Source organism: Haloterrigena salifodinae, assembly GCF_003977755.1.
In the GTDB taxonomy this organism is placed as follows: domain Archaea; phylum Halobacteriota; class Halobacteria; order Halobacteriales; family Natrialbaceae; genus Haloterrigena; species Haloterrigena salifodinae.
In genome coordinates this window covers 773227-796301 of the sequence record NZ_RQWN01000001.1, presented here as the reverse complement: position 1 = coordinate 796301, position 23075 = coordinate 773227, and the positions used below count along the sequence as shown (strand labels likewise).

The window sequence follows — 23075 nt, the reverse complement described above, 5'->3', positions numbered from 1 at the left end:
GGTCGGGGCGGATCGTAAAAATTCGCCGTGGTGCGTGCGACTGCAACCGCACGACTCGAGGGCGGCCGGGACCGCTCGGTCGCACTTCGAGCGGTGTCGACGGCCCGTCTTCGAGCGAACGGACGAGCGTAAGCGTCGCACGAATCGAACGGCCGCGAACGATTGCGCTTAAGTTGCGGCGACCGGAATCGAGGTGTATGCAGGACCGAACCTACACTGCTGACGCCGAGCCGGGCGACGACGTCACCGTCGCCGGCTGGGTCCACGAGATCCGCGACCTCGGCGGGATCGCCTTCCTGATTCTCCGCGACACGTCGGGCAAGATCCAGATCAAGTTCGAGAAGGACGAGATGGATGACGACCTGGTCGAGACGGGACTCGACGCCTCCCGCGAGAGCGTCGTCAAAGTCTCCGGCGCCGTCGAAGAAGAGCCGCGCGCGCCGACAGGCGTCGAGGTCACGCCCGAATCGGTCGAGGTCGTCGCGCCCGCGGACCCCGAACTGCCGCTGGACCCGTCGGGGAAGGTCGACGCCGACCTCTCGACGCGACTCGACAACCGGACGCTCGACCTCCGGAAGGAGGACGTCCAGTCCGTCTTCGAGATCCGCTCGGGCGTCCTGAACGCGGTTCGCGATCAATTCCGCGAGTTCGACTGTACGGAGATCAACACGCCGAAGATCGTCGCCACCGGGACCGAGGGCGGTACCGAGCTCTTCCCGATCACTTACTTCGGCGAGGAGGCCTTCATGAACCAGTCCCCGCAGCTGTTCAAGCAGCTCATCGCGGGCTCGAACGTCGAACGCGTCTTCGAGATCGGGCCGATCTTCCGCGCCGAAGAGCACAACACGCCGCGACACCTCAACGAGGCGACCTCGATCGACTTCGAGGGCGCGTTCTGCGACCACCAGGACGCCATGGACGTCGCCGAAGGCGTCGTCAAGTCGGCCTACGAGGCGGTCCAGGAGAACTTCGGCGACGAACTCGAGGCGATCGGCATCGCGGACGAGTTCGAAGTCCCCGAGGGCGACTTCCCGCGCATCAGCTACGAGGAGGCCATCGAGCGCATCAACGCAACGGGCGAACTCGACGAGCAGCTCGTCTGGGGCGACGACCTCTCGACGCCGGCCGAGGAGGCCCTCGGACAGGACGTCGGCGGCCACTACTTCATCACCGACTGGCCCAGCGAGATCAAGCCGTTCTACATCAAGGACCACGACGACGACGCCGAACTGTCGACCGGCTTCGACCTGATGCACCCGCGCATGGAATTGGTTTCGGGCGGTCAGCGCGAGCACCGCCACGAGAAGCTCATCGAAGGCTTCGAACAGCAGGGACTCGACCCCGACCAGTTCGAGTACTACACGAAGATGTTCAAGTACGGCATGCCGCCCCACGCCGGCTTCGGCCTCGGCGGCGAGCGCCTGATCATGACGCTCCTCGGACTGGACAACATCCGAGAAGCTGTGCTGTTCCCGCGAGATCGTCAACGTCTGAGCCCGTAGGCGAAGACGTTGAGAGCGCGTGGAAACCACGAGCGCATAGCGCGAGTGCGTTTCCTCGAGACCGGCAGCGCCTATCGCCGTAAGGCGACGGCGCAACTGTCGAGTGGGTGCCAGAGAGACGAACGGAGTGAGTCTCTCGCTGTTCCCGCGAGATCGTCAACGTCTGAGCCCGTAGACGAAGACGTTGAGAGCGCGTGGAAACCACGAGCGCGTAGCGCGAGTGCGTTTCCTCGAGATCGTCAGCGTCTGTCGCCATAGGCGACAGACCTGAGAGCCAGCGAGACGAGCGGTGCGAGGCTGACCGAAGGGAGGCCTCGAGTAGCGAACGAGGAGCGATGACCCGTGAGCGAAGAGGAGTCTCGCAGGACCGGCAACGCCTGTCGCCGTACGGCGACGGCGCCACTGTCGAGCGGGGGCTCGTTGGACGAGCAGGCGAGTCAACGGTGTTCACGCGCCATCGCCGGCATTTCTCGCCGTATGCGGCTACGTACCCCGGTAGTCGCATCGCTATCGAATCGTAAACGAGTGTGCTACCGAGACGGGAACGACGGAACGTCGCGAAAAATCGAGGCGGGCGCTCGGAGTCGCGGTTCACGGCGGGCGCTATCGGACGTTAGAACCAGCCCCAACCGTCGTCTCCGTCGTCGTCGCCGCCGGTATTGCTGTCACAGGAACCGCTGTTGATAGCGTCGGCGAGGTCGTTACCGACCATCGAGTCGCCCAGATATGAGAGGTGGCTGCCGACGCTGGCGGTGACGTCGACGTCCGTGTAGTTCGGGGCGGGATCGCAGCCGGCTCCCTCGGTCCCGAGGGCCGTATCACCGAAGCCGCCGTAGGCGCTGCCGACCGTCGAGTCGTTGTTCGAGTGGTAGTTGCGGACCTCGCAGGTATTGTCCAGACCGGCGTTCCACGGACTGCCGCAGACTTCCGATCCGGCGGCGGCCGCGCCCAGCGGGGCGACGGTCTCGATCTGGTAGCCGCTACTAAGTTTGGTCGCGGTCCAGAGGACGCAGCGACCGCCCAGCGAGTGGCCGACCAGTCGAACGTTGCCGCCGCCGCTATCGTAGAACTCCTCGATGAGGCCGGCCATAACCTCGCCGACGTTCTCCGTGTCGGCTTCCGCACCGATGTAGTTGAAGTTGGTCGCGGGCCACTCGATAGCGACCGTCTCGTTGGGCGAATAGCCGCCCGACACGAGGGAACTCTCGACGCTCGAGGCCTGACTCGAGACGGTGGTGTCGCCGAACCAGCCGTGGATGAACACGAGCAGTTCGTCCGTGACCGGGAGGCTGCCGTCGGCGCTCCAACCGAGCAGGCCGTCGTCGATTCCGATGACGTCGGGACCGAGGACCTGTGCCGACGCCGAACCGGACACGGCGGCCAGTCCGGCGCCGCCGACGACCGTCGTTCCGGCCGCCTGCAGCAGCGTTCGTCGACTCGTAGCGGTCCGATCATCGGTCGATTCCGATCGTTCCAGAGTGGTGGTATCCGTCATAACCCATTCAGTACATTTTTAGATTACATATTTAATTCTAACTTCTAGGATGAAACATAAAATGTCGCAGTTAGTGTATTAGAGTGCCCCGCTACTCGACGCGTTCGAGTTCGAGACGCCACGCGATGGCGGGACGGTTCGCTCTCGAGAACGGGCAACCGCCGTGTGGAGGGGCAGTTCGACGGCGAACGCGCGAGCGGTGCGACGAGGGTCCGCCGTCGAGTGACCGCGGTACCGGATCCGAGTGGGGCCGCGGAAATGACCGAATCTACAACGTTATGTCGTCCGAGTCGTAATCGGGGGGCAATGCGCGAGGAGGCGATGGCGTTCGTACCGGGGCATATCACGGGCTTTTTCAGCGCTCACCCAGACGACGATCCGACCGAGGCGGGCTCTCGCGGCGCGGGAGTGACGCTTACGGACGGCGTCGAGGTAACGGTCGAACCGACCGACGAGGCGGCATCGACGATCGTCCTCGACGGGACGACGCTCGAGATCGACGCCGTCGAGACCGTCCTCGAGACGCTCGCGGTTACGGCCCGCGTCGAGGCCGAGTCGGACCTGCCGCTGGGTGCGGGCTTCGGCGTCTCGGGGGCGATGGCGCTGGGGACGGCGCTGGCGGCCAACCGCGTGTTCGAACGCGACCTCTCCTGGAACGAACTCGTGACGATCGCCCACGGGGCGGAAGTGCAGGCCGGGACCGGGCTGGGTGACGTGGTCGCCCAGGCCCGCGGCGGCGTCCCGATTCGACTCGAACCGGGCGGGCCGCAGGTGAACAAGCTGGACGCGATTCCCGCACGGGCGCGCGTCGAGTACGTGACGTTCGGGGAACTCTCGACGGCCGACGTCCTCTCGGGCGAGACCGACCGGCTCTCGGCGGCCGGCAAGCAGGCGCTGTCACGGGTCGTCGAGGAGCCGACGCTACTCTCCTTTATGTACGCCTCGCGGCTGTTCGCCCGCGAAGCGGAGCTGTTGACCGAGCAGGTCGCGCGAACGATCGGCGACGTCACGGAGGTCGACGGCCAGGCCTCGATGGCGATGCTCGGCGAAACCGTCTTCGCGTTCGGCACGGGGCTCTCCGACGCGGGCTACGAGCCGACCGTCTGTGCGACCCATCCGGCGGGCGCGATGCTGAAGTAACCGCCGTCCGTTACATATCAGCCGTTCCTATCAGATAACACACCTCTATTCGGCGAGCCACCGTTTGCGACGGAATCCACCCGAGTTGAAATCCTCTCGTTGCTCCCCGCGCACATCCTTTCATTCTATCCCCAGAGCCGAGAATAATAGACTCACTTTCAGTATGTTTGGATGCTGAGTATACGAGTTAGGGCTTTGAGTGTGGTTCTGAGGTAGTTTCCGAACAAGCCAAATATATTTTTTGAGTTATGTGTCAGCGATAAGTTTGGTGGCCGGAGCTTTATTATGATGGGTTTCAGTTATCTGTTCAAGTTTCCGAATGTCTTCCCCGAGTGAAATTCACCAAAACTTGTTTCGGCTGTACGAACACTACGTCGGTGAACCCGACTCGAGCAAGGACGTCTACGGCTACTGGGTGTTCATCGTGGGCTACCTGCTCGGAGCGGCCGGCATTTTTACCTACGTCATCGGCTACGCCGGTAGCGCGGGCTCGTACACCCTGATCAGAATCTCCGGCATCACCGCGGCGACGGGGCTAGCGCTCTGTCTGTTCGGCATCGTCTTGATGCTCCCGGTGCGCAGGATCGGGATCTACGCGAGCGCGCTCGGACTGCTGGTCGCACTCGGCGGCGTCGTCTTTTTCGGCTGGGCCTACCCCAACAACTGGCGGGATCTGGGAACCGACTACAGCGTTCAGGTCATCTCCGTCTACACGCTCGGGATCGGACTGATCGCGGGTGTCACCGCTCTCGTTCCCATTCTGACTGGCCAGAAGGGGATGTTCGTCGAGGAGGAGGGGGCGACCGACGATCCGGAGATCATGACCGGCGACGCGATGGAGGGTGCCCAGTTCGCCGTCTTCCGCGACGAGGACGGCGACTGGCAGTGGCACGTCCTCCACCTCGAGGCGCTGGCGGCGAGCAACGACAGCGCGGTCACGCGACCCGAGGCGACCGAGAGCATCGAGCGCGTCCAGTCCCAGATCAGCTCCGCGGGGCTGATGGAACTGACCACTTCCGCGTTCCGACTCTACGAGGATCGCGACGGTACCTGGCAGTGGACGCTGGCTCGCGACGACGGCAGCGTCGTCGGCGCCAGCACCGGCGAGTTCGAGGAACGCGACGGCGCCGAAAACTCGGTCAGCTTCCTCAAGGACCGCGGTCCGGAGGCCGACGTCATCGAAATCGAGGGCGCGGCGTTCACCTATGAGGAACGGCGCGACCAGTGGTACTGGCAACTGGTCGACGACGAGCGAACGCCGCTGGCCTCGACCGATACCGGCCACCGAACGCAGGAGGCCGCCGAAGAGGCCGCACAGACGTTCGCCGAGCGGTTCGACCGGGCTCGCTTGCTCGATGTCGAGCACGTCGGCGTCGAACTCGTCGAGCGCGCCGGGAACTGGACGTGGCGGTTCGTCGACGACCGCGACGAAGTCGTCGCAACTGCCTCCGACGCCTACGACTCCCGCCGGGACGCCGAGGCGGCCGCCGAAGCGCTGCTCCCCGCGCTCGAGTCGGCCGCCGTCACGGTCGCTGGGGAGCCGACCTACGAGTGCTACGAGTCGGGCTCGCAGTGGCGCTGGCGGCTCGTCGACGAGTCCGAACACGTCGTCGCCCGGAGTCCGACCGAGACGACGGCCCGCGGGGCCGTCGAAGCGGGCGCCGATCGGTTCGGCGACCACGTCCGCGACGCCGATGTCGTCGAAATCGACGACGCGGAATACGAGATCTACCCCGCGGAAAACGAACTATCGGCCGCCGCGGACGACGGTGACGATCTCCCGGCGGCGGTCGACGAGGCGATGGCCGACGGTGGCACCGAACTCGAGTTCGACGAGGTGGCGGACCAGACGCCGCCCGGTCCCGACTGGAACTGGCGGCTCGTCACGGAGGACCGCGACGTCGTCGCCGCGAGCACCGAGCCCCACCCCGACGCCGAGTCGGCGACCGAGGCCATCGAGCGCGTTCGCCAGCAGGCCAGCGAGGCCGATCTCATCGAGTTCGAACACGCCGCGTTCCAGGTCTACGAGGCCGACGACGGCGAGTGGCGCTGGCGGCTCATCGACGAGGACGGCAACGTGCTGGCCGACAGCGGGGAGGAACACACCTCCCGCGGCGAGGCCGCCGAAGCGATGATGACGCTCAAGGAACAGGCCCCGGAGGCCGAACTGCTCGAGATCGAGACCGCCGCCTTCGAACTGTTCGTCAACGAGGACGACGAGTGGGGCTGGCGGCTCATCGACGAGGCCGGCAAACTCGTCGCCGAAGATCCCGCGACCCACCCCACCCGCGGCGCCGCCCGCCAGGCGATGAACCGACTGCTCGAGCACCTCGATTCGGACGTCCGGACGATGGACGACGCGATCTTCCAGCCCTACGCGGACGAGGACTGGCAGTGGCGTTTCGTTCTGCCCTCGGGCGAGACCGTCGCGGAGGCCGGGGAAACCCACGCCACCCGGGACGAACTCGTCGCGGACTTAGACGACGTTCGCGAGTCGGCCGCGTCGGCCCGCACACACGCGATCGGCGAGGTCGCCGTCCAGCTCTACGACAGCGGCGGCTGGCACTGGCGGCTGCTCGACCGTGACCGCGAGGAGGTCGCCGACTCGACGGTCACCTACGACGACCGCGACGGCGCCGTCGGCGGGGTCGAAGCGCTGCAGACCCACGTCGCCGACGCGCCTATCTTCGCCATCGAGGACGCCGCGATCCGACTGGACCGCGACGACGGCTGGTCGTGGGAACTCGTCGACCGCGAGCGCGAAGTGATCGCGAGCGCGGTCGGCGCAGGGGCGTCCAAGGCCGCCGTGCTCGACGATATCGAATCCGTGCGCCAGCTGGCGCCGATGGCCGGCCGCGTCGACTTCGACGTCGCCTCGTTCGAACTGGTCGCCGACGAGGACGGCCGCTGGCAGTGGCGGCTCATCGACGAGGACGGCCGCACCATCGCGAGCGGCACCGAAGCGCACGCGTCGACCGAAGCCGCCCGCGCGGCCCTCGAGGACGTCTGCGAACTGATCGCCGAGGCGAGCATCCTCGAGATCGACAGCGTCTCCTTCGAACTCCACACCGCCGAGGGTGGCGACGGCTGGGTCTGGCAGCTGATCGACGAGTACGGGACGACGATGGCCGAGAGCACCCAGACCTACGAGAACCGCACCGAGGCTCGCGAGGCGATGAACGACGTGAAAGCCCACGCGCCTGACGGCTGGATCACCTTCACGGAGTAACCCGCTGACCGCGCCGAGCCGACCCGCTCGCTGACCGACGCTCGTTTTCGCCGATTTCGCTCGACGTCGATCGCGATCGGAGCTGCGGACGGCAGTGCTCCGCTCGGGATCCCTCGCGGTTCGATCGGGCTGCGAGGAGTCGGCGGATCGGACCGTTTTTTATCAACCGAATCCAGTGACCGACCGTGACAGACTACGACACCGTCTCCGCGGAGGTCGACCACGAGGAGGAAATCCCGGAGGACCATCCGCGATACCAGGACCTGCTCACCCGCCACCGTATCGAGAAGGGCGTCGAGAAGGGCATCACCCACCTGCAGGGGATGCACGCCGAGGGTCGGGGCAGCGCCTTCGACTACTTGCTCGGCGAGGAGACGATTCCCAGCGCCGACGCTGCCGAACGCGCCGCCGCGGCCCACCTCCTGCTGGCTGACCGGCCCGTGCTCTCGATCAACGGCAACGTCGCCGCACTCGTCCCCGGCGAGATGGCCGAACTCGCCGACGCGACCGGGGCCGACCTCGAGGTCAACCTCTTCAACCGGACCGAGGAGCGCATTCAGGCGATCGCCGATCACCTCCGCGAGCACGGCGCCGAGGACGTGAAGGGCCTCGAGGCCGACGCGAGCATCCCGAACTTGGACCACCAGCGCGCGAAGGTCGACGAGGACGGCATCTACGCGGCCGACGTCGTGCTCGTCCCGCTCGAGGACGGCGACCGCGCCGAGGCCTTAGACGAGATGGGCAAGACCGAGATCGTGATCGACCTCAACCCGCTCTCGCGGTCGCCCCAGGTCGCCGACGTGCCGATCGTCGATAACATCATCCGCGCCGTGCCGAACGTGACCGCACACGCCCGAGAGTTGGCCGACGCCGACGAGTCGGAACTCGAGGCGATCGTCGAGGAATTCGATCGCGAGGCGGCCCTCGAGGAGGCCGAGGAACGGATTCGATCGGGCGACCTGTAGCGGTCGACTCGAGACGGGTCCGTTCGTACCCAGCGCTCAGAACCGGTCCGTAATCAGCGGTGAGACGGCGTCACGCGCGTCTTCGCGGTCGATCACGTAGCTCCGCTCGGCGTCGACGCCGGGAATTCGCGACTTCAGTTCGGCGATGCGCTCCTCGACGCGGTAGTACGACAGGGAGAGGTACTCGCTGGCCGCCCGCGACAGCGAGTCGTCGATCTCGTACTCGATCCCGTCGGAGCCGTTGAGACACCGCCGGTCGTAGTCGACGAGCCACTTCCGCGCCATCGCGACGCCCGTTTCGGCGTCGTACCCCCGCGCGACGTAGTGTTTGTAGGGGTGGCGAATCCACGAACACTCCCAGTGGGCGTAGACGTCGACCTTTTCGGCGTCCTCGAGCGCGTGGAGCACGACGTGGAGTTGCTCGTCGGCCAGCGGTGACGGCCGCCAGACCCACGACCCTTCGGAGGTGTTGCCGTCGAATCGGACCTTCAGCGACGCGATAGGGTTTCGCGAGAAGCCCAGTTCGTCGAGGATCGACTCGAGGCGAGCCTCCGAACAGTGGGCCGTCAGTACGTACTCGTCGGCCGTGGTGTGGCTGATGGCGTAACCGCCGAACGTCCCCGCGAACAGGTAGTGGAGCTGCGGCAAGAGACTCCGGCGCACGGCGTTGACGGCGTCCTCTCTGTACGTCATGTGATCGGGCGGAGTACGCGAGCCAGCGGGAAGTGTATTCGGGACGGCAGCGTTCGCGGTCGGGCCTGCCACAGCCGGTAAAACGATTAGGGATATTCTCGTCAACGGTAGGACCGATGCCCGGGTCGATCGATCCGTCCGACGACGACGTCGTCACGCGCCGAACCCTCGACACCTCGCGAGACGCCCCGGCGATCGGGCTCGTCGAGATCGTCGCCGACGTCGATGGAACCGACGCGATGGAGCTCACACCGATCTACGATCGGGCCGACGATCTGGTCGCCGACCTCTTCGAGTCGCCGCCCGAACCCGCCGCCGCCGCGAAACTCGAGTTTTCCTACCAGGGATACCGAATCACCGTTCGACAGGACGGCACCGTCGTGATCCGGGACCCGTCGGAGTAGCCGCCGTCTTCTGCCGGCGATTGCGGTCGTCCTCGGAGCGACGAGTTCGATCTCGAGTGAGCGCGAGCGCCGACGCTCTCGCGGGACCGGTCGGACCGGATCGAGACGGTCTCGACGCCGCCCTGAGATCGTCCGGTACACTACCACCGTTCAAGAAAGCATAAATCCGTCCGCTGATTCCACACAGACAGCAATGGATACCTACGACCTGATCACCCGGAACGCCGAGGAGGTCGTGACCGACGAGGAGGTGCGCGAACTGGCCGCCGATCCCGGGGGCAAACGCGCCTACGTCGGTTACGAGCCCTCCGGCGTGCTCCATCTCGGCCACCTGCTGACGGCGAACAAGCTCATCGACCTCCAGGAGGCCGGCATGGAGGTCGTCGTCCTGCTGGCGGACGTCCATGCCTACCTCAACGGGAAGGGCACCTTCGAGGAGATCCGCGATACCGCCGAGCAGATGAAGGCCCAGTTCATCGCCTACGGGCTCGACGAGGAATCGACGGAGTTCGTCTACGGCTCTGAGTTCCAGCTCGATGAGGAGTACACCCTCGATCTCCACGAACTCGAGCTCTCGACGACGATGAACCGGGCTCAGCGTGCGATGGCCGAGATTCAGGGCGACGAGACGGCGAAGGTAAGCCACCTCGTCTACCCGTTGATGCAGACGCTCGACATCGAGTACCTCGACCTCGATCTGGCCGTCGGCGGACTCGACCAGCGCAAGGTCCACATGCTCGCCCGCGAGAAGCTGCCAGAGGTCGACTACGAGGTTCGGCCCGCCCTCCACACCCCCATCGTCGCCGACCTCACCAGCGGCGAGGGGAAGATGTCCTCGAGCGAGGGGATCACCATTTCGATGGAAGACTCGACGGAGGACGTAGAGGAGAAGGTCAACTCGGCGTACTGTCCGCCGACCCGCGATCCCGAGCCCGACGAGGACGGCAACGAACGCGAGAACCCCGTCCTCGAACTGTTCGAGTACCACGTCTTCCCGCGCTTCGAGGAGATCGTCGTCGAGCGCCCCGAGAAGTACGGCGGCGATCTGACCTACGAGACCTACGAGTCGCTGGCCGCGGACCTCGAGTCCGGCGAACTCCACCCCGCCGACGCGAAGGGGACGCTGGCGAGCTACCTCGATGAGCTGATCGCGCCGGGCCGCGAGAAGCTCCGCGAGCTTCGGGAGTAAGGAGACGCACAGCGGATCGACTTACTCGATAAACACGTTCTCGTCATCGGTATCGAGGAGCGAACTGAAGATCTTCCCTTCGGCGGCCCGGAGGTGCTGTGAGAAGGTGGCCGGCGCGATCTCCAGCTTTGCGGCGAGTTCGCTGGCCTCGTGCTTCCGCGGCCAGTCGTAGAAGCCGTTCATGTAGGCCGTCAGAAATACTTCTCGTTGTCTGTCGGTGAGCGTCTCGACGACGGACTGGGTGAAGTCGTGACGCGCAAAGAGCGGCGTCGATCGCCGCCGATCGCGACAGTCGTCGACGGTTACGGTTGGATGCTCCCGTTCGAGCCGATCGACGAGCTCCGCGGCGTCCGACTTCGAAGCGACCTCCACGACGACCCGCCCGTCACCGCCCTCGGCTTCGACGGTCCGCGGAATCGCCCCGAACTCGACGACGGTGATCGCGACGCAGTCGTCGCGAACGTGAAGCCGTACTCGCCCGCCGTCGTCGTGCCGAGCGACGAGGTTTGCGTCGACCGTGTCGGTCTCGTTGATCGGTTTCAGTACTCGCTTCGGCGGGGCGTCCTCGACGGTAAAGTACTCGACGAACCCGCCGTCTGAGTGGGGAAAGAGAACCTCGAGATCGAGCCGGCAGTCCGCCGTCCGCGACACGTCGACGAACGGATACGACGGATCGTCGACGCGGAACTCGACTTCGACGACGCGGTTCTCGCCCTGACCTCGGCCCATCATCTTTCAACGTTCGCGGTCGTGGTACTGTTCACTTTCGCAGTCCATAGCAGGCTTCTTTCGTCGATCGGCACCGAATTCGGTACCGTTCGCCGCCGCGTCTACCGGTGATTTGACGACCGTCGGCCTCGGGAATCGTGGTCTGTTCTTCTACCCCACTCGGGAACAGGACGATCGGCGTCGCGCAGGCGGCCCTCGAGGAGGGATAAGCGAGATCCGAAAGAACATCATCGCCGAGCGGTCGCTGTAGCCGTCGCGGGGCGAAAAATTGCGGTCAGAACTCCACCGCGCCGATCGCCGGCTCGTCCCCGCATCGATCGCACTCGAAGCTCGTTCGGTACTCCTCGCACGGCTCGTGGACTTCCTGACCGCACGTCTCGCAGTGTACGAGTTCGCGCTCCTCGATTCGGCATCCACAGGTGGTGCAGCGGCGTCCGATTTTCATGAGTTGTGCTAGCGTATTACACGCTTATTCGGGGCTTCGTGAACCGCCGGTAAAAGCCTACGGATCGGCCAGCAGACCGAACGGTTCCGTTCCGTCGTTCGGCAACGATCCCGCCGATTGAAGTGCGAGCGCGCCCCTCTCGCGTCCATGAACGAGACGCGACGTGCGATCCTCGAGGCGCTGTCCAATGGGCCGGTCTCCGGGCCGGAGCTGGCCGAGTCGCTGGACGTCTCGCGGGCGGCCGTCTGGAAACAGATCGACGGCCTCCGCGACGCCGGGTTCGAGATCGAGAGCGGGCCGACCGGCTACGAACTGGTCGCCGTCGAGGCGTACACCGGGCCGGCCGTCGAGTTCGGCCTCGAGGCACCGTTTTCGGTCGAGTACCACGAGACGATCGGAAGCACCAACAATCGCGCGCGCGAACTCGCCGCGGAGGGCGCCGCCGACGTGGCCGTGCTGGCCAACGAGCAGATCGGCAGTCGCGGCCGGCTCGATCGTGAGTGGTCGTCGCCCCCGGGCGGCGTCTGGGTGAGCGTCGTCTCGCGGCCGACGATCACGCCCGCGAAGGCGCCGCTGTACACGCTCGCGGCCGCGGTCGCGATCGCTCGAGCGGCCCGCGAGGCTGGCGTCGACGCGCGGATCAAGTGGCCGAACGACGTGGTCGTCCCGGTCGGAGACGACGGCGACTACCGGAAACTCGCGGGCATCCTCACCGAGATGGAAGGCGAGACGGACCGTGTCGACTGGATCGTTCCTGGAATCGGCGTTAACGCCAACGTAGACGCCGACGCGCTGCCGGAGGGGGCAACGAGCATCCGCGACGAGGCGGGCGACGTCGACCGCCGACGGTTCGTCCAGCGGCTGCTCGAGGAGTTCGACGACTACCGGAGCGACCTCGAGACCGTCGTGCCGGCGTGGCGCGACCTTGCGCTGACGCTAGGCCAGCGCGTCAGGGTCGATCGGCCCGCAGGCGAGGTTGTCGGCGAGGCGGTCGATATCACCGACTCCGGGGCGCTCGTAATCGAGACGGACGACGGGCGGCAGACGGTCTCGGCGGGAGACTGCGAACACTTGCGACCGGTCTGAGAACGGCCGATTACTCGACGGCGACGCGTTTTCGATCCCGGCGGGTCCCCTCGTCGTCGGTCGGGTCGACGTGGACCGCCAGCACCGGTACCGGCGCGCGGCGGACGACGCGTTCGGTGACGCTGCCGAGCAGGAGTCGGTCGATGCCGGCCCGGCCGTGCGTTCCCATGACGACGAGGTCGCACTCCCCCGGCTGGGCCTGATCGACGATGATGCGGCTCGGCGATCCCTCGAAGATCTCCGTCTCGACGTCAACGTCGTCCGGCGCGAGGTCCTCGACCCGACTGATCGCTCGCTTTCCCTCCTCGTGGAGGGCTTCAGCGACGCCCTCCAGTGCGGTCTCCATCGGGAGGCCCCCGTAGCCGGCGACGTTGACGACGTAGATCGCTCGCACCGTGGCATCGTGAGCCCGGGCCAGATCGAACGCATACTCGAGAGCATGTTCCACCTCCGGCGAGCCGTCGGTCGGAACGAGAATACAGTCGTACATGCGAATTATGCTAACATACAACATACTACTATAATAGCGTTGTCGTGGTCCAGCCGGACGGTCACGTGAGGTGATAGCCGCGGGCGACGGACAAGAGCCGCAAGAGACGACGAGGAACGAATCAGACGGTCGCGGAACCGAAGACGACCTCGCGGACGTCGTCGACGCCGGCCCGTCGGACCACGGCCCGGACCGGATCTCGCGCCCCCGCGAGGTTGTGCGAGTCGCCGTCGAGGACCAGCAGCCGGGCCTCCCTGCCCGGTTCGACGAGTCCGTACTCGAGGTCGGCGATCTCGGCCCCGTTGATTGTGGCTATCCGGAGGATTTCGGTAGCCGACAGCTCCGACAGCTTGGCGAGGAACTCCATCTCCCGGAACATCGACGGCGAGTTGAGCATCACGTTGTCCGTGCCGAGCGCGAGCGTCGTCCGCTCGCTCAGTTCCGCGTACGGCGACAGCCCGACGTCGGTCACGAGGTTCGACCGCGGACAGACGACGATCGGGACCTCCTGTTCGGCGACCCGGTCCAGGTGGTCCGGTTCGGGGTGGACCATGTGGACCAGAAACTCCGGTTCGAGGTCCAGCGCGGGATCGATGTCGGTTTCGTCGACCTCGCCGGCGTGGATCCCGAAGGGTTTGCCCGCCTCGCGGGTCGCCTCGCGTTCGGTGTCGAAATTGGCGTCGTTAGCGCCGCTCGCGCCGAACCCGTCGCCCGCGTGCATCGCGTCGATCGAGCCGCGGGCGAAGGCGATCGGATCGATCTCGAGGCCGTCAGCGGCCCGTTCGAGCGTCTCGACGCCCTCGACGCCGCCCTCGCGGAACTCGAGGCAGGCCGTGGTGCCCGATTTCTGCATGAACTGCAGCGAGCGACGCATTGCAGCGGCGAGTTCCTCTTGGGACGCCTGTCGCAACAAACGGTGTTTCAGCCCGTCCGGCGGCGCGACGAGTTCCTCGAGGGAGAGTCCGCCGCCCGCTTCCTTCGCAATCGAGTCGCCGATGTGCGTGTGGGCGTTGACGAACGCCGGCAGGATGATGTCCTCGCTCTCGACGGTGGTCTCTTCGATCGCCTCGATCCGGCCGTCGTCGCCGATCACGACGCGGCCCTCGATGGGCTCGAACTCGCGACCTCGGAGGATCGTTCCCGTTCGTTCCATAGGCACGTGTTCGTATCGCGCGCCTTCAACGATTCGGGGTCGGCCGACTCGACCGTGAACGGGAACTGAACCCGACTGTTCGGTTCCGGGAACGTCCCGTTTCCGCCGTTAGTACGGCTCAGAAGAAGATTTCTCGTCTCCATTCCGATCGTTGGTTCGGGCCAAGTTGAAACGTAACAAAGAAATTCAAAATATCATGTAGAAAATAGTATTAAGGGGGTAGATTCGGTTCTGTTATTCGTGACTTGGTCCAACCAAGACTGGTGGCCGGATCTGCTGAGAGTAGACATTCTCGACGATAACACCGTGGACGCCAGTCCGTACGGTGAGGACTTCGACTACGCGGAGGCGTTCCAGCAACTCGATTACGAGGCGGTGAAAGCGGACATCGAGGACGTGATGACGACCTCTCAGGAGTGGTGGCCGGCCGACTACGGCCACTACGGCCCGCTTTTCATCCGGATGGCGTGGCACAGCGCGGGGACGTATCGCACGCTCGACGGTCGGGCCGGCGCGTCCGGCGGCCTCCAACGCCTCCCGCCGGAGAGCAGTTGGCCGGACAACGTCAACCTCGATAAGGCCCGCCGGCTGCTTCAGCCGGTCAAGCGGAAGTACGGACGCAAGCTCTCGTGGGCCGACCTGATGGTCCTCGCCGGGAACGTCGCCCTCGAGTCGATGGGCTTCGAGACGTACGGCTTCGCCGGCGGCCGTGAGGACGCATTCAAGTCCAACGAGGCCGTCGAGTGGGGTCCCGAAACGGAGTGGGAGACGACCTCGCCCGAGCGCTTCCGCGAGGGGGAAGACGTCGGCGACCTCAAGGACCCGCTCGCGAACACTGTGATGGGGCTCATCTACGTGAACCCCGAGGGGCCGTACGGCGAACCGGACCTCGAGGGCTCCGCGAAGAACATCCGCGAGGAGTTCCAACGCATGGCGATGACCGACGAGGAGACCGTAGCGCTCATCGCCGGCGGCCACACCTTCGGGAAGGTCCACGGCGCCGACGACCCCGACAAGAACCTCGGACCCGAACCCGAAGCGGCCCCCGTCGATCTGCAGGGCCTCGGCTGGCAACACGAAGGCAGCGAGGACAAGATCGGCGGGCTCGACGTCATCTCGAGCGGTATCGAAGGGCCGTGGAACGCCACGCCGATCCAGTGGGACACGGGGTACGTCGACAACCTGCTCGATTACGAGTGGGAGCCTCACAAGGGGCCCGGCGGTGCGTGGCAGTGGCGGGCGAAAGACGAAGACGAGGTCGAGCCCGCGCCGGACGCACAGGACTCGTCGGAGACCCAACTGCCGATGATGCTGACGACGGACGTCGCCCTGAAACACGACCCCGACTTCCGAGAGGTGCTGGAACGCTTCCGGGAGAACCCCAACGAGTTTCGGGAGTCGTTCGCGAAGGCGTGGTTCAAGCTCCTCCACCGCGACATGGGGCCGCCCGAGCGGTACCTCGGGCCGGAGGTCCCCGAGGAGACGATGATCTGGCAGGATCCCGTCCCCGACGTCGACCGCGAACTGGTCGGTGAGGACGAGATCGACGAACTCGAGGCGGAGATCCTCGATTCTGACCTCTCGATCCCGCAACTGGTCAAGACCGCGTGGGCGTCGGCGTCGACCTACCGCGAGAGCGACAAACGCGGCGGCGCGAACGGCGCGCGGATCCGCCTCGAACCACAGCGAAACTGGGAGGTCAACGAGCCCGCGAAACTGGAGACGGTACTCGAGACCTACGAGGAGATTCGGTCCGAGTTCAACCGCACCCGCTCCGACGACGTGACGGTTTCGCTGGCCGACCTGATCGTGCTGGGGGGCAACGTGGCCGTCGAACAGGCAGCGGCCGATGCCGGCTACGATATCGAGATTCCGTTCGAACCGGGCCGCACGGACGCCTCACAGGAGCAGACCGACGTCGACTCCTTCGAGGCGCTCGAGCCGAAGGCCGACGGCTTCCGGAACTATCTCGGCGGCGAGTACGACGACCTGTACGACTCGCCCGAGGAGCGGCTGGTAGACCACGCGCACCTCCTGACCCTGTCGGTACCCGAGATGACGGTGCTGGCCGGTGGCATGCGTTCGTTGGGTGCGACCTACGGGGAGTCCGGTCGCAGCGCCTTTACCGACGACCCCGGCGTCCTGACGAACGATTTCTTCGCGAACCTGCTCGATATGGAGTACGATTGGGAGCCGATCTCGGAGGACGGCGAACGCTTCGAGATCCGCGAGCGCGACGGCGGCGATGTCGAGTGGGAAGCCACCCGCTTCGACCTCATCTTCGGCTCGAACGCTCGGCTTCGAGCGCTTGCGGACGCCTACGGCGCCGACGACGGCGAGGAAGAATTCGTCCGTGACTTCGTAGACGCCTGGAAGAAAGTGATGACGCTCGATCGCTTCGACCTCGAGTGAGTCCGGCTGAAACGGACTCGTCGTCTCAGGTGACCGGTGCTAACGATCCCAGCGTCGCCGGTTTCGGGAAATAGTCCCTCCTGAGTCGAACGCGAGGTACGGGTCGTCGAACTCCGCTTGAAGAAGCGGGACGACGGGATCGACCCGGCCAGCGACGGCGACAGGGGCATAGCGCGTCGGCGCGCCACATCTTCGCATGACCGAATTCGACGTCTTCGAGGAGATCGAACTGTTCGAGGAGATCGACGCGCCGCCCGACGTCGTCTGGGACGTCCTCCTCGAGTTCGAGCGCTACCCGGAGTGGAACCCGTTCGTTCGGGCAATCGAGGGCGACCCGACGCCGGGCAAACGCCTCCGAGTGCGGATCGAGCCGCCGGGCGCCCGCGGGATGACGTTCGAGCCCGAGGTCGTTGTCGTCGAGGAGAACCGCCGCCTCGCGTGGGTCGGTCGACTGGTCGTTCCCTTCGCCTTCGACGGCTACCACGAGGTCCGCCTCGAGCCCGTGGCCGACGGCGACCGGACGCGGCTGCTCCACCGCGAGACGTTCCGCGGCGCGCTCGTTCCGCTGTTATTCGATCGAGAGTCCCTCGAGAAGGGGTTCGCGGCGATGAACGCGGCTATCAAGGAACGGGCGGAGCGTCGAATCGCCGCCGCCACGTGATGGGATCAGTAATACGGGGCCGGTGTTCAGAAGTTCGGTCGGCCCTCGCGCCCGGCATCGCGAGCAGATTGTTGTCCGATAGTTATGTTTTTTAACAGTTGTACGAAGATTAGACGTATGGACACACGAGGGAATGAATGGGTTCCGCTATTCGTCGTCGGGATGGGACTCGTGGTCGTCGGCTTGCTCTTGTTGGAGACAACAGCGTGGTATCTCCAGTACGCGGTACTGGGACTCGGACTCCTCACAGTTGCCGGTTCGGCCTATCGGACGACGACGGGCACTGTCGTCGGTTGATCCCCGCGCTGTAGTCGGAAATCGTCCGATGAGCGACTGAAAATATCCGCGATCGGTTACAGCAGCTCGGGAATCGCCTCGAGGCTCTCGATTTCGACGGTCGGCGCCCGCGGGAGCCCCACGCCCTCGACGTGGTCGCGCCGGAGGAAGGCGGCGTCGATGCCGGCGGCGTCGGCCGCCTCGACGTCGACCCAGCTATCGCCGACGAACAGCGCGTTCTCGGCGCCGAGTTCCTCGAGTGCGAGTTCGAGGTAGTACGGCGTCGGCTTCTTGCGATCGATTCCCTTTACCGTCGGCTCGCGGCCGTACCAGACGTCGAACCAGTCGAGTTCGAACTGGGAGACGATGTTGCCGATCGTCTCGTGTTGGTTGTTGCTGACGATCGCCGTCGCGACCTCGAGGTCGCGGATCGCGTCGATATCGTCGTAGGGACGTTTCCGGCCGGCCTCGATCTCCTCGAGTTGGGCCGTGACGGCGGCGTGTTCGCGAGCCGTCCAGAGTTCGTGGGGATCGACATCGTGGGTGTCGGCGACCTCGCGCAGCGAGTCGACGCTCGGCCCCATCACGGTCCGAACGTGCTCGGACGGCGGGTCGACGACGCCGACGGCCGCGAAGGCGTCGTGCATCGCGTCGATGAGCACCTCGCGATCGGTCGGCGTCGTCAGGACGCCGTCGTTGTCGAAGAGTACTGCGTCGTAGGCTGCGTCCATTCGGGACCGTTCGCTACGGTCCGGGGGGATTTCGGTGTTGTGCTCGAGGTCTCCCGATCCGTCGCGGTCGCGAACGGCGTCGTCGCGCGACGTAGCGTGTGCATGCACGGCGCTAACTTCCGCCCGGTTCCTACACCCGTCGCCTATGGGATTTCTCGAGCGACTCGAGCGGACGTTACCCACCGACGACGGGGTCGAGTACCAGTGTCCATCGTGCGGGGCTGTCTTCGATACGGCGCACGAACGGTGTCCGAAGTGTGCGGAGTTGGACGTCCGCGAACGGGGGAGCTTCGAGTTTCGGCCGGAGTGACGACGCGGGGATCGAACCCGTCCGATCGTTCGCTTCTTCTTTCGTGTCGACTCGAGTCGGGCCGCAGGTTCAAGTACGAACGGGCGACCAGCATCGGCGATGGAATCCCTGCTTCCCCCGCCCCGTCGCTCGAGGCGCACAGACAGCAACTCGCCGCGCGGGCTCCCGGAGGCCGATGGGGCATAGAGCGCTCGTCGCCTACCGGCGACCGGACCGGCGGTACGACCTCCGGTACAGCCACTGGGGCGGCGAGGACATCACCCTCGCCGACCGGATCAGCGCGGAGACGCCGCTGGGGGACGGCGATGTCGACGGCGACCTGCTCGCGGAAGCGATCGACCGCGACCGACTCCTGATCGAGTACCTCGACCCCTGCTGCTACGAGGCGCTGTATGTCGTCGAACCCGGCGGGGACTACCGCGTCACGGCCTACCGCGTCTGCTGGCTCGAGTGGCCCGACGGACGCGACGGGAATCGTGGCGCGATCGTCGCCGTCGAAAACGACGCCGCGGACCGCCGGGTCCGGACGTGGTTTCGCGCGACGAAGACGGCGCTCGCCGACGTCGTCGAGATGGGCGTCCTCTCGTGGCGCGCGGCCCGGACCTACCTCGAGGCCCGGATCTGCGAGGACGAGGACGGCGCGGTCTACACGTACGGCGCGTCGAATACCGACACCGTCGACTACGCGCCGTCGTCCAACGAGTGGTTCGACGAGGATGGGCGGGACGGACGAGAACGAACCAAGCGCTGGAATCCGGACGAGGATCGCGAGAGGAGAGACCGCTAGTCGGGCCCCGTCTCCGTCCAGCGGGCGTCGGCCAGCGTCCGCTGGACGACGTCGTTGCCGACCGCCTCCGCGAGCGTCTCGAAGCCCGCGCGCTCGCCGCGCTCGTCGGCGTTCGCGACGAGTCGCGAGACGATGAACTCCGGCGTCGACCGCCCGACCGTATCGAACCGGGGCTGGTAGTCGACCAGCAACTCGAGGTCGGGGTTCAGTCCCTCCGCGAAGATGCCGTCGACCCGCGCCTCCGGCGGCAGCGGCTCTAAGTCGTCCGCGAGGTGGGTGACGAAGACGCCCAGCGCGTCGCGGTCGACGGACAGCGTCACCAGTCCGTGCAGGAGGTCGGCCGCGCTCCCGGGTTCGGTGATCGCCTCGAACTCGTCGACCAACATTAGAGTGCGTCCGCCGGCCGACAGCGGCGGCACGATCGAGCGCAGCGTCGACTCGAGGACGCCCGCGTTGAAACTCGCGTGGCGGCGGTGGAAGACCAGCGCGTCGACGGGCGTCACCTCGGCCCGCTCGGCGGGGACGGGCAGCCCCATCATCGCCAGCAGGACGACCTGACACAGCGTCTCGAGCAGCGTCGTCTTCCCGCCGCTGTTGGCCCCGGTAAGCACGGAGACGCGCTCCTCGCCGGGAACCGCGTTTACGCCCGTCGGCACCGCGGTCACGCCGTGGTCGCCGAGCGCGTAGGTGACCGGCTGGACTGCCTCGTCGTCGACGGCGGCGAGGGTGAGATTTCGAGCGTTGATGACGGAAACGGCCGCGTCCGGGCGCTCGACGAACGTCGGCCGGGTACAGTCGTACTCGAGGGCAAACCGCGCCAGCGAGAGGTGCAAGGCGATGTCGTCGACGGCGGAGACGGCCTGCTCGACGGCGTCGCCCGTCTCCTCGAGGGTCGCCTCGAGTTCGCTCGCGACGGTTTCCTCGCGCTCGTCGATCGCGTCGGTGAGGTCGCTCCGGAGGGTTCGCAGCGTGGCACCGACGAAGTCCGTCGCGTCGGTCGCGTCCGTCGGCATCGCGTCCCGAACCCGGTCGACGGTCACCGCCGTCTCGGTCAGCAGGTGATCCTCGAAGGCCTCGCGGAACCGGCCGACGTCGCGGACGCCGTCCGAACGCAACTCCTCGATCAACGCGAGGGCGTTGGCGTCCATGTCCTCGACCGCGCCGAGCGCCTCGCGCAGGCGGTCGAGTTCCTCGTCGGCGCCCTCGCGCACTCGCCCGCGGTCGCCGTCCAGCGCCGCGAGCGCCTCGGCGGCTTCCGCAAGTCGCTCTCGCTCGAGATCCGCGACGGCGGCGAACGGGCCCGAGTCCACGCCGGCCTCGAGCAGGGCGAGCGCGGCCTCGACGGCGGCGTGCTCGCTCCCCGCGCGCTCGTCGTAGCGCTCGTAGGCCGCGAGCACGGCCTCGCGGTCGTCCGCCACGAGTGCGGCCCAGGCGTCCCGTGCCGCGAGGACGTCGTCCAGCCGTTCTTCCATGGCCCCGCGCTCGGTCAGCGGCGTCAGAACGCGAATCCGGTCGGCCGCGCGCTGCGTGACGCCGTGTTCGACCGCCAGGTCCAGCAGCTCCTTGTACGCCGACCGGGCGTCGCTCGTCGCCAGCAGGTCCATCCCGTCGCCGCCCGTCGCTCGGCGCAGGATCCGCGTCGCCCGGCCGCGAGCGAGGCCGGCGTCCGCGAGCGTCCGCACGTCGCCGCTCTCGATCGCTTCGATCGCGCGGTCCCGTCCCAGTTCCTCGACCAGCGTCGCCCGCGTCTTCGGCCCGACGCCCCAGAACTCCTCGAGTCGCATACTCGTCGGATTCGAGGCAACCGTCTTGAACACTGTGCCTCGAGTCGTCTCGCCAGTCCGAATCAGCGGACTCTCGGTGCGACTCGTGGCCCCTCGTCGACACCCCTAGTAGAAGAGGCTGAAGAGACCGAACTGAACGGGGAGCAAGAGCAGGATCGTCGCGAGCGAGCAGGCGACCGTGGCGACGATCAACTCCCGCGTCCGGACGTCGCCCTCGTTCAGAATGACGATGAGGACCGCCGACTGGTAGGGGAAGAAGTACGAACTCAGCGCCATCGTTTCCGCGAGCAAGACGGGCGTAAACGGGAGCCCCGCCGCGTCGATGTACGGGATCAGGATCGGCGTCAGCACGCTCGCGACGGCCAACCCCTCCATCAGGAAGGTCAGCGCGAACGTGATGAGGAAGACGGCGGCGAGAACGACCGCGAGCGGTCCGTCGGACGGGACGAACGCGAGTAGCTGGGTCGCCGCACTATCGGTGAACCCGGTTCGGGTCAGTCCGTCGCCGATCGCGAACACCGCGGCGATGAAAAAGAGGATCGTGAAGTCGACGTCGCTCCCGACGGTCTCGAAGTCGGCGACGCCGAGGGAGGGCAGGTACGCCAGGATGACGACGGCGACCGCACCGACCACCGGATGGAAGCCGTGGACGAAGTCCGTCGCCCAGATCAGCGTCCCGACGAGCAGGAACGCGAGCATCCGTCGCTGGGCTCCGTCGTCGGACGACCGCTCGTCTCCGGGCAGTTCGAAACTCGAGTCGGCCGCGGGCCGGAAGAGGGCGTAGACGATGCCGACGACCAGCAGCACACGGAGAAGCCCCATGACGGGATACATGTGGAGCGACCACTCGGACCAGGAGATGGTGTGGCCGGCGATCGATTCCCCGAACCCGGAGATGATGATGTTCGGCAGGTCCGCGGTCAGAATCCCCGCCGAGCCGTAGAACGTGGCGAACAGCGGGCCGAGATAGAGGCCGACCTGCGCCCGGCGGGAGTCGAACAGGGAGCCGAGTTCCCGAAGGATGGGCGCGAGCGCGAGGATGCGGACGAGCGCCGACGGCACGAGAAAGGCAAGCGCGTGGGCGCCGATCGAGAGCGCGAGCAACAGGCGACGGTACGCTCGGAGCGAGTCGCCGTCGGCCGCGTCGCCGATGCTTCTGGTCGCGATCCACCGACCGACGCCGTTCGCGAGGCCGCTCTGGCGCGTCGCCTCGCCCATCAGTAACCCGAAGCCGATGAGCCACGTCGCCGGCTTCTGGAATCCGGCGAGTGCGAGTTCCGTCGAGACGGCAACGGCGATCAGTCCGAGCGCGATCAACCCCGTGTACGACGGCGGTACCGGCGTCAGGACCCAGAGGACGATACAGAAGAGCGTGATCGATAGCATCGTCGCCGCCGACCCCGAGGCGAGAACCCACGTCGCGACGGCGACGACGACGGCGAGCGGGAACGCTACCACCGGCGACCGCGCGACGTCGATCGCGTCCGATCGGTTCATCGGCCAGTGGTCGTCGACCCACTAGTAAAATTGCCGCGGTTTATCGAGCTATTTCCGCGATGAACGGGAGTGGAATAGCGGTGGTACCGGTTCCCTG

The 23075-nt window shown here is 66.3% G+C and carries 20 protein-coding genes; 12 read left to right on the top strand and 8 right to left on the bottom strand.

Features of this window, described 5'->3' with window-relative positions:
* The first annotated feature begins 197 nt into the window (after positions 1-197).
* Positions 198-1502 (top strand): aspartate--tRNA(Asn) ligase, encoded by a 1305-nt coding sequence (aspS, locus tag EH209_RS04055; RefSeq protein ID WP_126661656.1) that lies wholly within the window; start codon positions 198-200, stop codon positions 1500-1502.
* A 613-nt stretch (positions 1503-2115) separates the two neighbouring features.
* Here the strand turns inward: aspS and EH209_RS04050 are convergent.
* Positions 2116-2997 (bottom strand): lipase/acyltransferase domain-containing protein, encoded by an 882-nt coding sequence (locus EH209_RS04050; RefSeq protein ID WP_126661655.1) that lies wholly within the window; start codon positions 2995-2997, stop codon positions 2116-2118.
* 306 nt (positions 2998-3303) lie between these two features.
* Between EH209_RS04050 and EH209_RS04045 the strand changes: the two genes are divergently transcribed.
* The 3 genes from EH209_RS04045 to EH209_RS04035 all read left to right on the top strand — a co-directional run bounded on the left by EH209_RS04045 (position 3304) and on the right by EH209_RS04035 (position 8331).
* Positions 3304-4137, top strand: coding sequence for a pantoate kinase (locus EH209_RS04045; RefSeq protein WP_126661654.1), 834 nt, complete (start codon positions 3304-3306; stop codon positions 4135-4137).
* A gap of 319 nt (positions 4138-4456) precedes the next feature.
* Positions 4457-7366, top strand: a complete 2910-nt coding sequence (locus tag EH209_RS04040) for a DUF1508 domain-containing protein (protein ID WP_126661653.1) — start codon at positions 4457-4459, stop codon at positions 7364-7366.
* Positions 7367-7551: 185 nt separating this feature from the next.
* Positions 7552-8331 (top strand): 4-phosphopantoate--beta-alanine ligase, encoded by a 780-nt coding sequence (locus EH209_RS04035; protein ID WP_126661652.1) that lies wholly within the window; start codon positions 7552-7554, stop codon positions 8329-8331.
* Positions 8332-8367: 36 nt separating this feature from the next.
* On the opposite strand, the gene EH209_RS04030 is transcribed toward EH209_RS04035, so the two are convergent.
* On the bottom strand, positions 8368-9024 hold the full coding sequence (locus EH209_RS04030; protein WP_126661651.1) for a hypothetical protein: 657 nt from the start codon (positions 9022-9024) through the stop codon (positions 8368-8370).
* 116 nt (positions 9025-9140) lie between these two features.
* On the opposite strand from EH209_RS04030, the gene EH209_RS04025 reads away from it, so the two are divergent.
* Both EH209_RS04025 and EH209_RS04020 read left to right on the top strand, forming a co-directional pair.
* Complete coding sequence (locus EH209_RS04025; RefSeq protein WP_126661650.1) at positions 9141-9428, top strand: HalOD1 output domain-containing protein; 288 nt, start codon at positions 9141-9143, stop codon at positions 9426-9428.
* Between the two features lie 193 nt (positions 9429-9621).
* Entirely contained in the window at positions 9622-10617 is a 996-nt protein-coding gene (locus EH209_RS04020) for a tyrosine--tRNA ligase (RefSeq protein ID WP_126661649.1), read from the top strand.
* A 21-nt stretch (positions 10618-10638) separates the two neighbouring features.
* Here the strand turns inward: EH209_RS04020 and EH209_RS04015 are convergent, their stop codons facing one another.
* Positions 10639-11349 (bottom strand): helix-turn-helix domain-containing protein, encoded by a 711-nt coding sequence (locus EH209_RS04015; RefSeq protein WP_249038744.1) that lies wholly within the window; start codon positions 11347-11349, stop codon positions 10639-10641.
* A 589-nt stretch (positions 11350-11938) separates the two neighbouring features.
* Between EH209_RS04015 and EH209_RS04010 the strand changes: the two genes are divergently transcribed.
* The gene (locus tag EH209_RS04010) at positions 11939-12877 is read left to right on the top strand and encodes a biotin--[acetyl-CoA-carboxylase] ligase (RefSeq protein ID WP_126661648.1); all 939 of its coding nucleotides are present in this window, start codon (positions 11939-11941) and stop codon (positions 12875-12877) included.
* A gap of 10 nt (positions 12878-12887) precedes the next feature.
* Here the strand turns inward: EH209_RS04010 and EH209_RS04005 are convergent, their stop codons facing one another.
* The gene (locus EH209_RS04005) at positions 12888-13367 is read right to left on the bottom strand and encodes a universal stress protein (protein ID WP_126661647.1); all 480 of its coding nucleotides are present in this window, start codon (positions 13365-13367) and stop codon (positions 12888-12890) included.
* A gap of 121 nt (positions 13368-13488) precedes the next feature.
* Entirely contained in the window at positions 13489-14520 is a 1032-nt protein-coding gene (locus EH209_RS04000; protein ID WP_126661646.1) for an amidohydrolase family protein, read from the bottom strand.
* A 240-nt stretch (positions 14521-14760) separates the two neighbouring features.
* Here EH209_RS04000 and katG point away from each other — a divergent pair, with 240 nt between their 5' ends.
* The 3 genes from katG (at position 14761) to EH209_RS03985 (ending at position 17890) form a co-directional block, all read left to right on the top strand.
* Complete coding sequence (katG, locus tag EH209_RS03995) at positions 14761-16932, top strand: catalase/peroxidase HPI (protein WP_126661645.1); 2172 nt, start codon at positions 14761-14763, stop codon at positions 16930-16932.
* 196 nt (positions 16933-17128) lie between these two features.
* On the top strand, positions 17129-17593 hold the full coding sequence (locus tag EH209_RS03990) for an SRPBCC domain-containing protein (RefSeq protein WP_126661644.1): 465 nt from the start codon (positions 17129-17131) through the stop codon (positions 17591-17593).
* Between the two features lie 117 nt (positions 17594-17710).
* On the top strand, positions 17711-17890 hold the full coding sequence (locus EH209_RS03985) for a hypothetical protein (RefSeq protein ID WP_126661643.1): 180 nt from the start codon (positions 17711-17713) through the stop codon (positions 17888-17890).
* Positions 17891-17946: 56 nt separating this feature from the next.
* On the opposite strand, the gene EH209_RS03980 is transcribed toward EH209_RS03985, so the two are convergent.
* Positions 17947-18600, bottom strand: a complete 654-nt coding sequence (locus tag EH209_RS03980; RefSeq protein ID WP_126661642.1) for an HAD family hydrolase — start codon at positions 18598-18600, stop codon at positions 17947-17949.
* 145 nt (positions 18601-18745) lie between these two features.
* On the opposite strand from EH209_RS03980, the gene EH209_RS24380 reads away from it, so the two are divergent.
* Together EH209_RS24380 and EH209_RS03975 are read left to right on the top strand one after the other, a co-directional pair.
* On the top strand, positions 18746-18910 hold the full coding sequence (locus EH209_RS24380; RefSeq protein ID WP_211338317.1) for a hypothetical protein: 165 nt from the start codon (positions 18746-18748) through the stop codon (positions 18908-18910).
* A gap of 175 nt (positions 18911-19085) precedes the next feature.
* On the top strand, positions 19086-19697 hold the full coding sequence (locus EH209_RS03975) for a DUF6735 family protein (RefSeq protein ID WP_126661641.1): 612 nt from the start codon (positions 19086-19088) through the stop codon (positions 19695-19697).
* Here the strand turns inward: EH209_RS03975 and EH209_RS03970 are convergent.
* Complete coding sequence (locus EH209_RS03970; protein WP_126661640.1) at positions 19694-21481, bottom strand: MutS-related protein; 1788 nt, start codon at positions 21479-21481, stop codon at positions 19694-19696. The two genes, EH209_RS03975 and EH209_RS03970, sit on opposite strands and share 4 nt — an antisense overlap.
* A gap of 105 nt (positions 21482-21586) precedes the next feature.
* Positions 21587-22978, bottom strand: coding sequence for an SLC13 family permease (locus tag EH209_RS03965; protein ID WP_126661639.1), 1392 nt, complete (start codon positions 22976-22978; stop codon positions 21587-21589).
* Between the last annotated feature and the right edge of the window lie 97 nt (positions 22979-23075).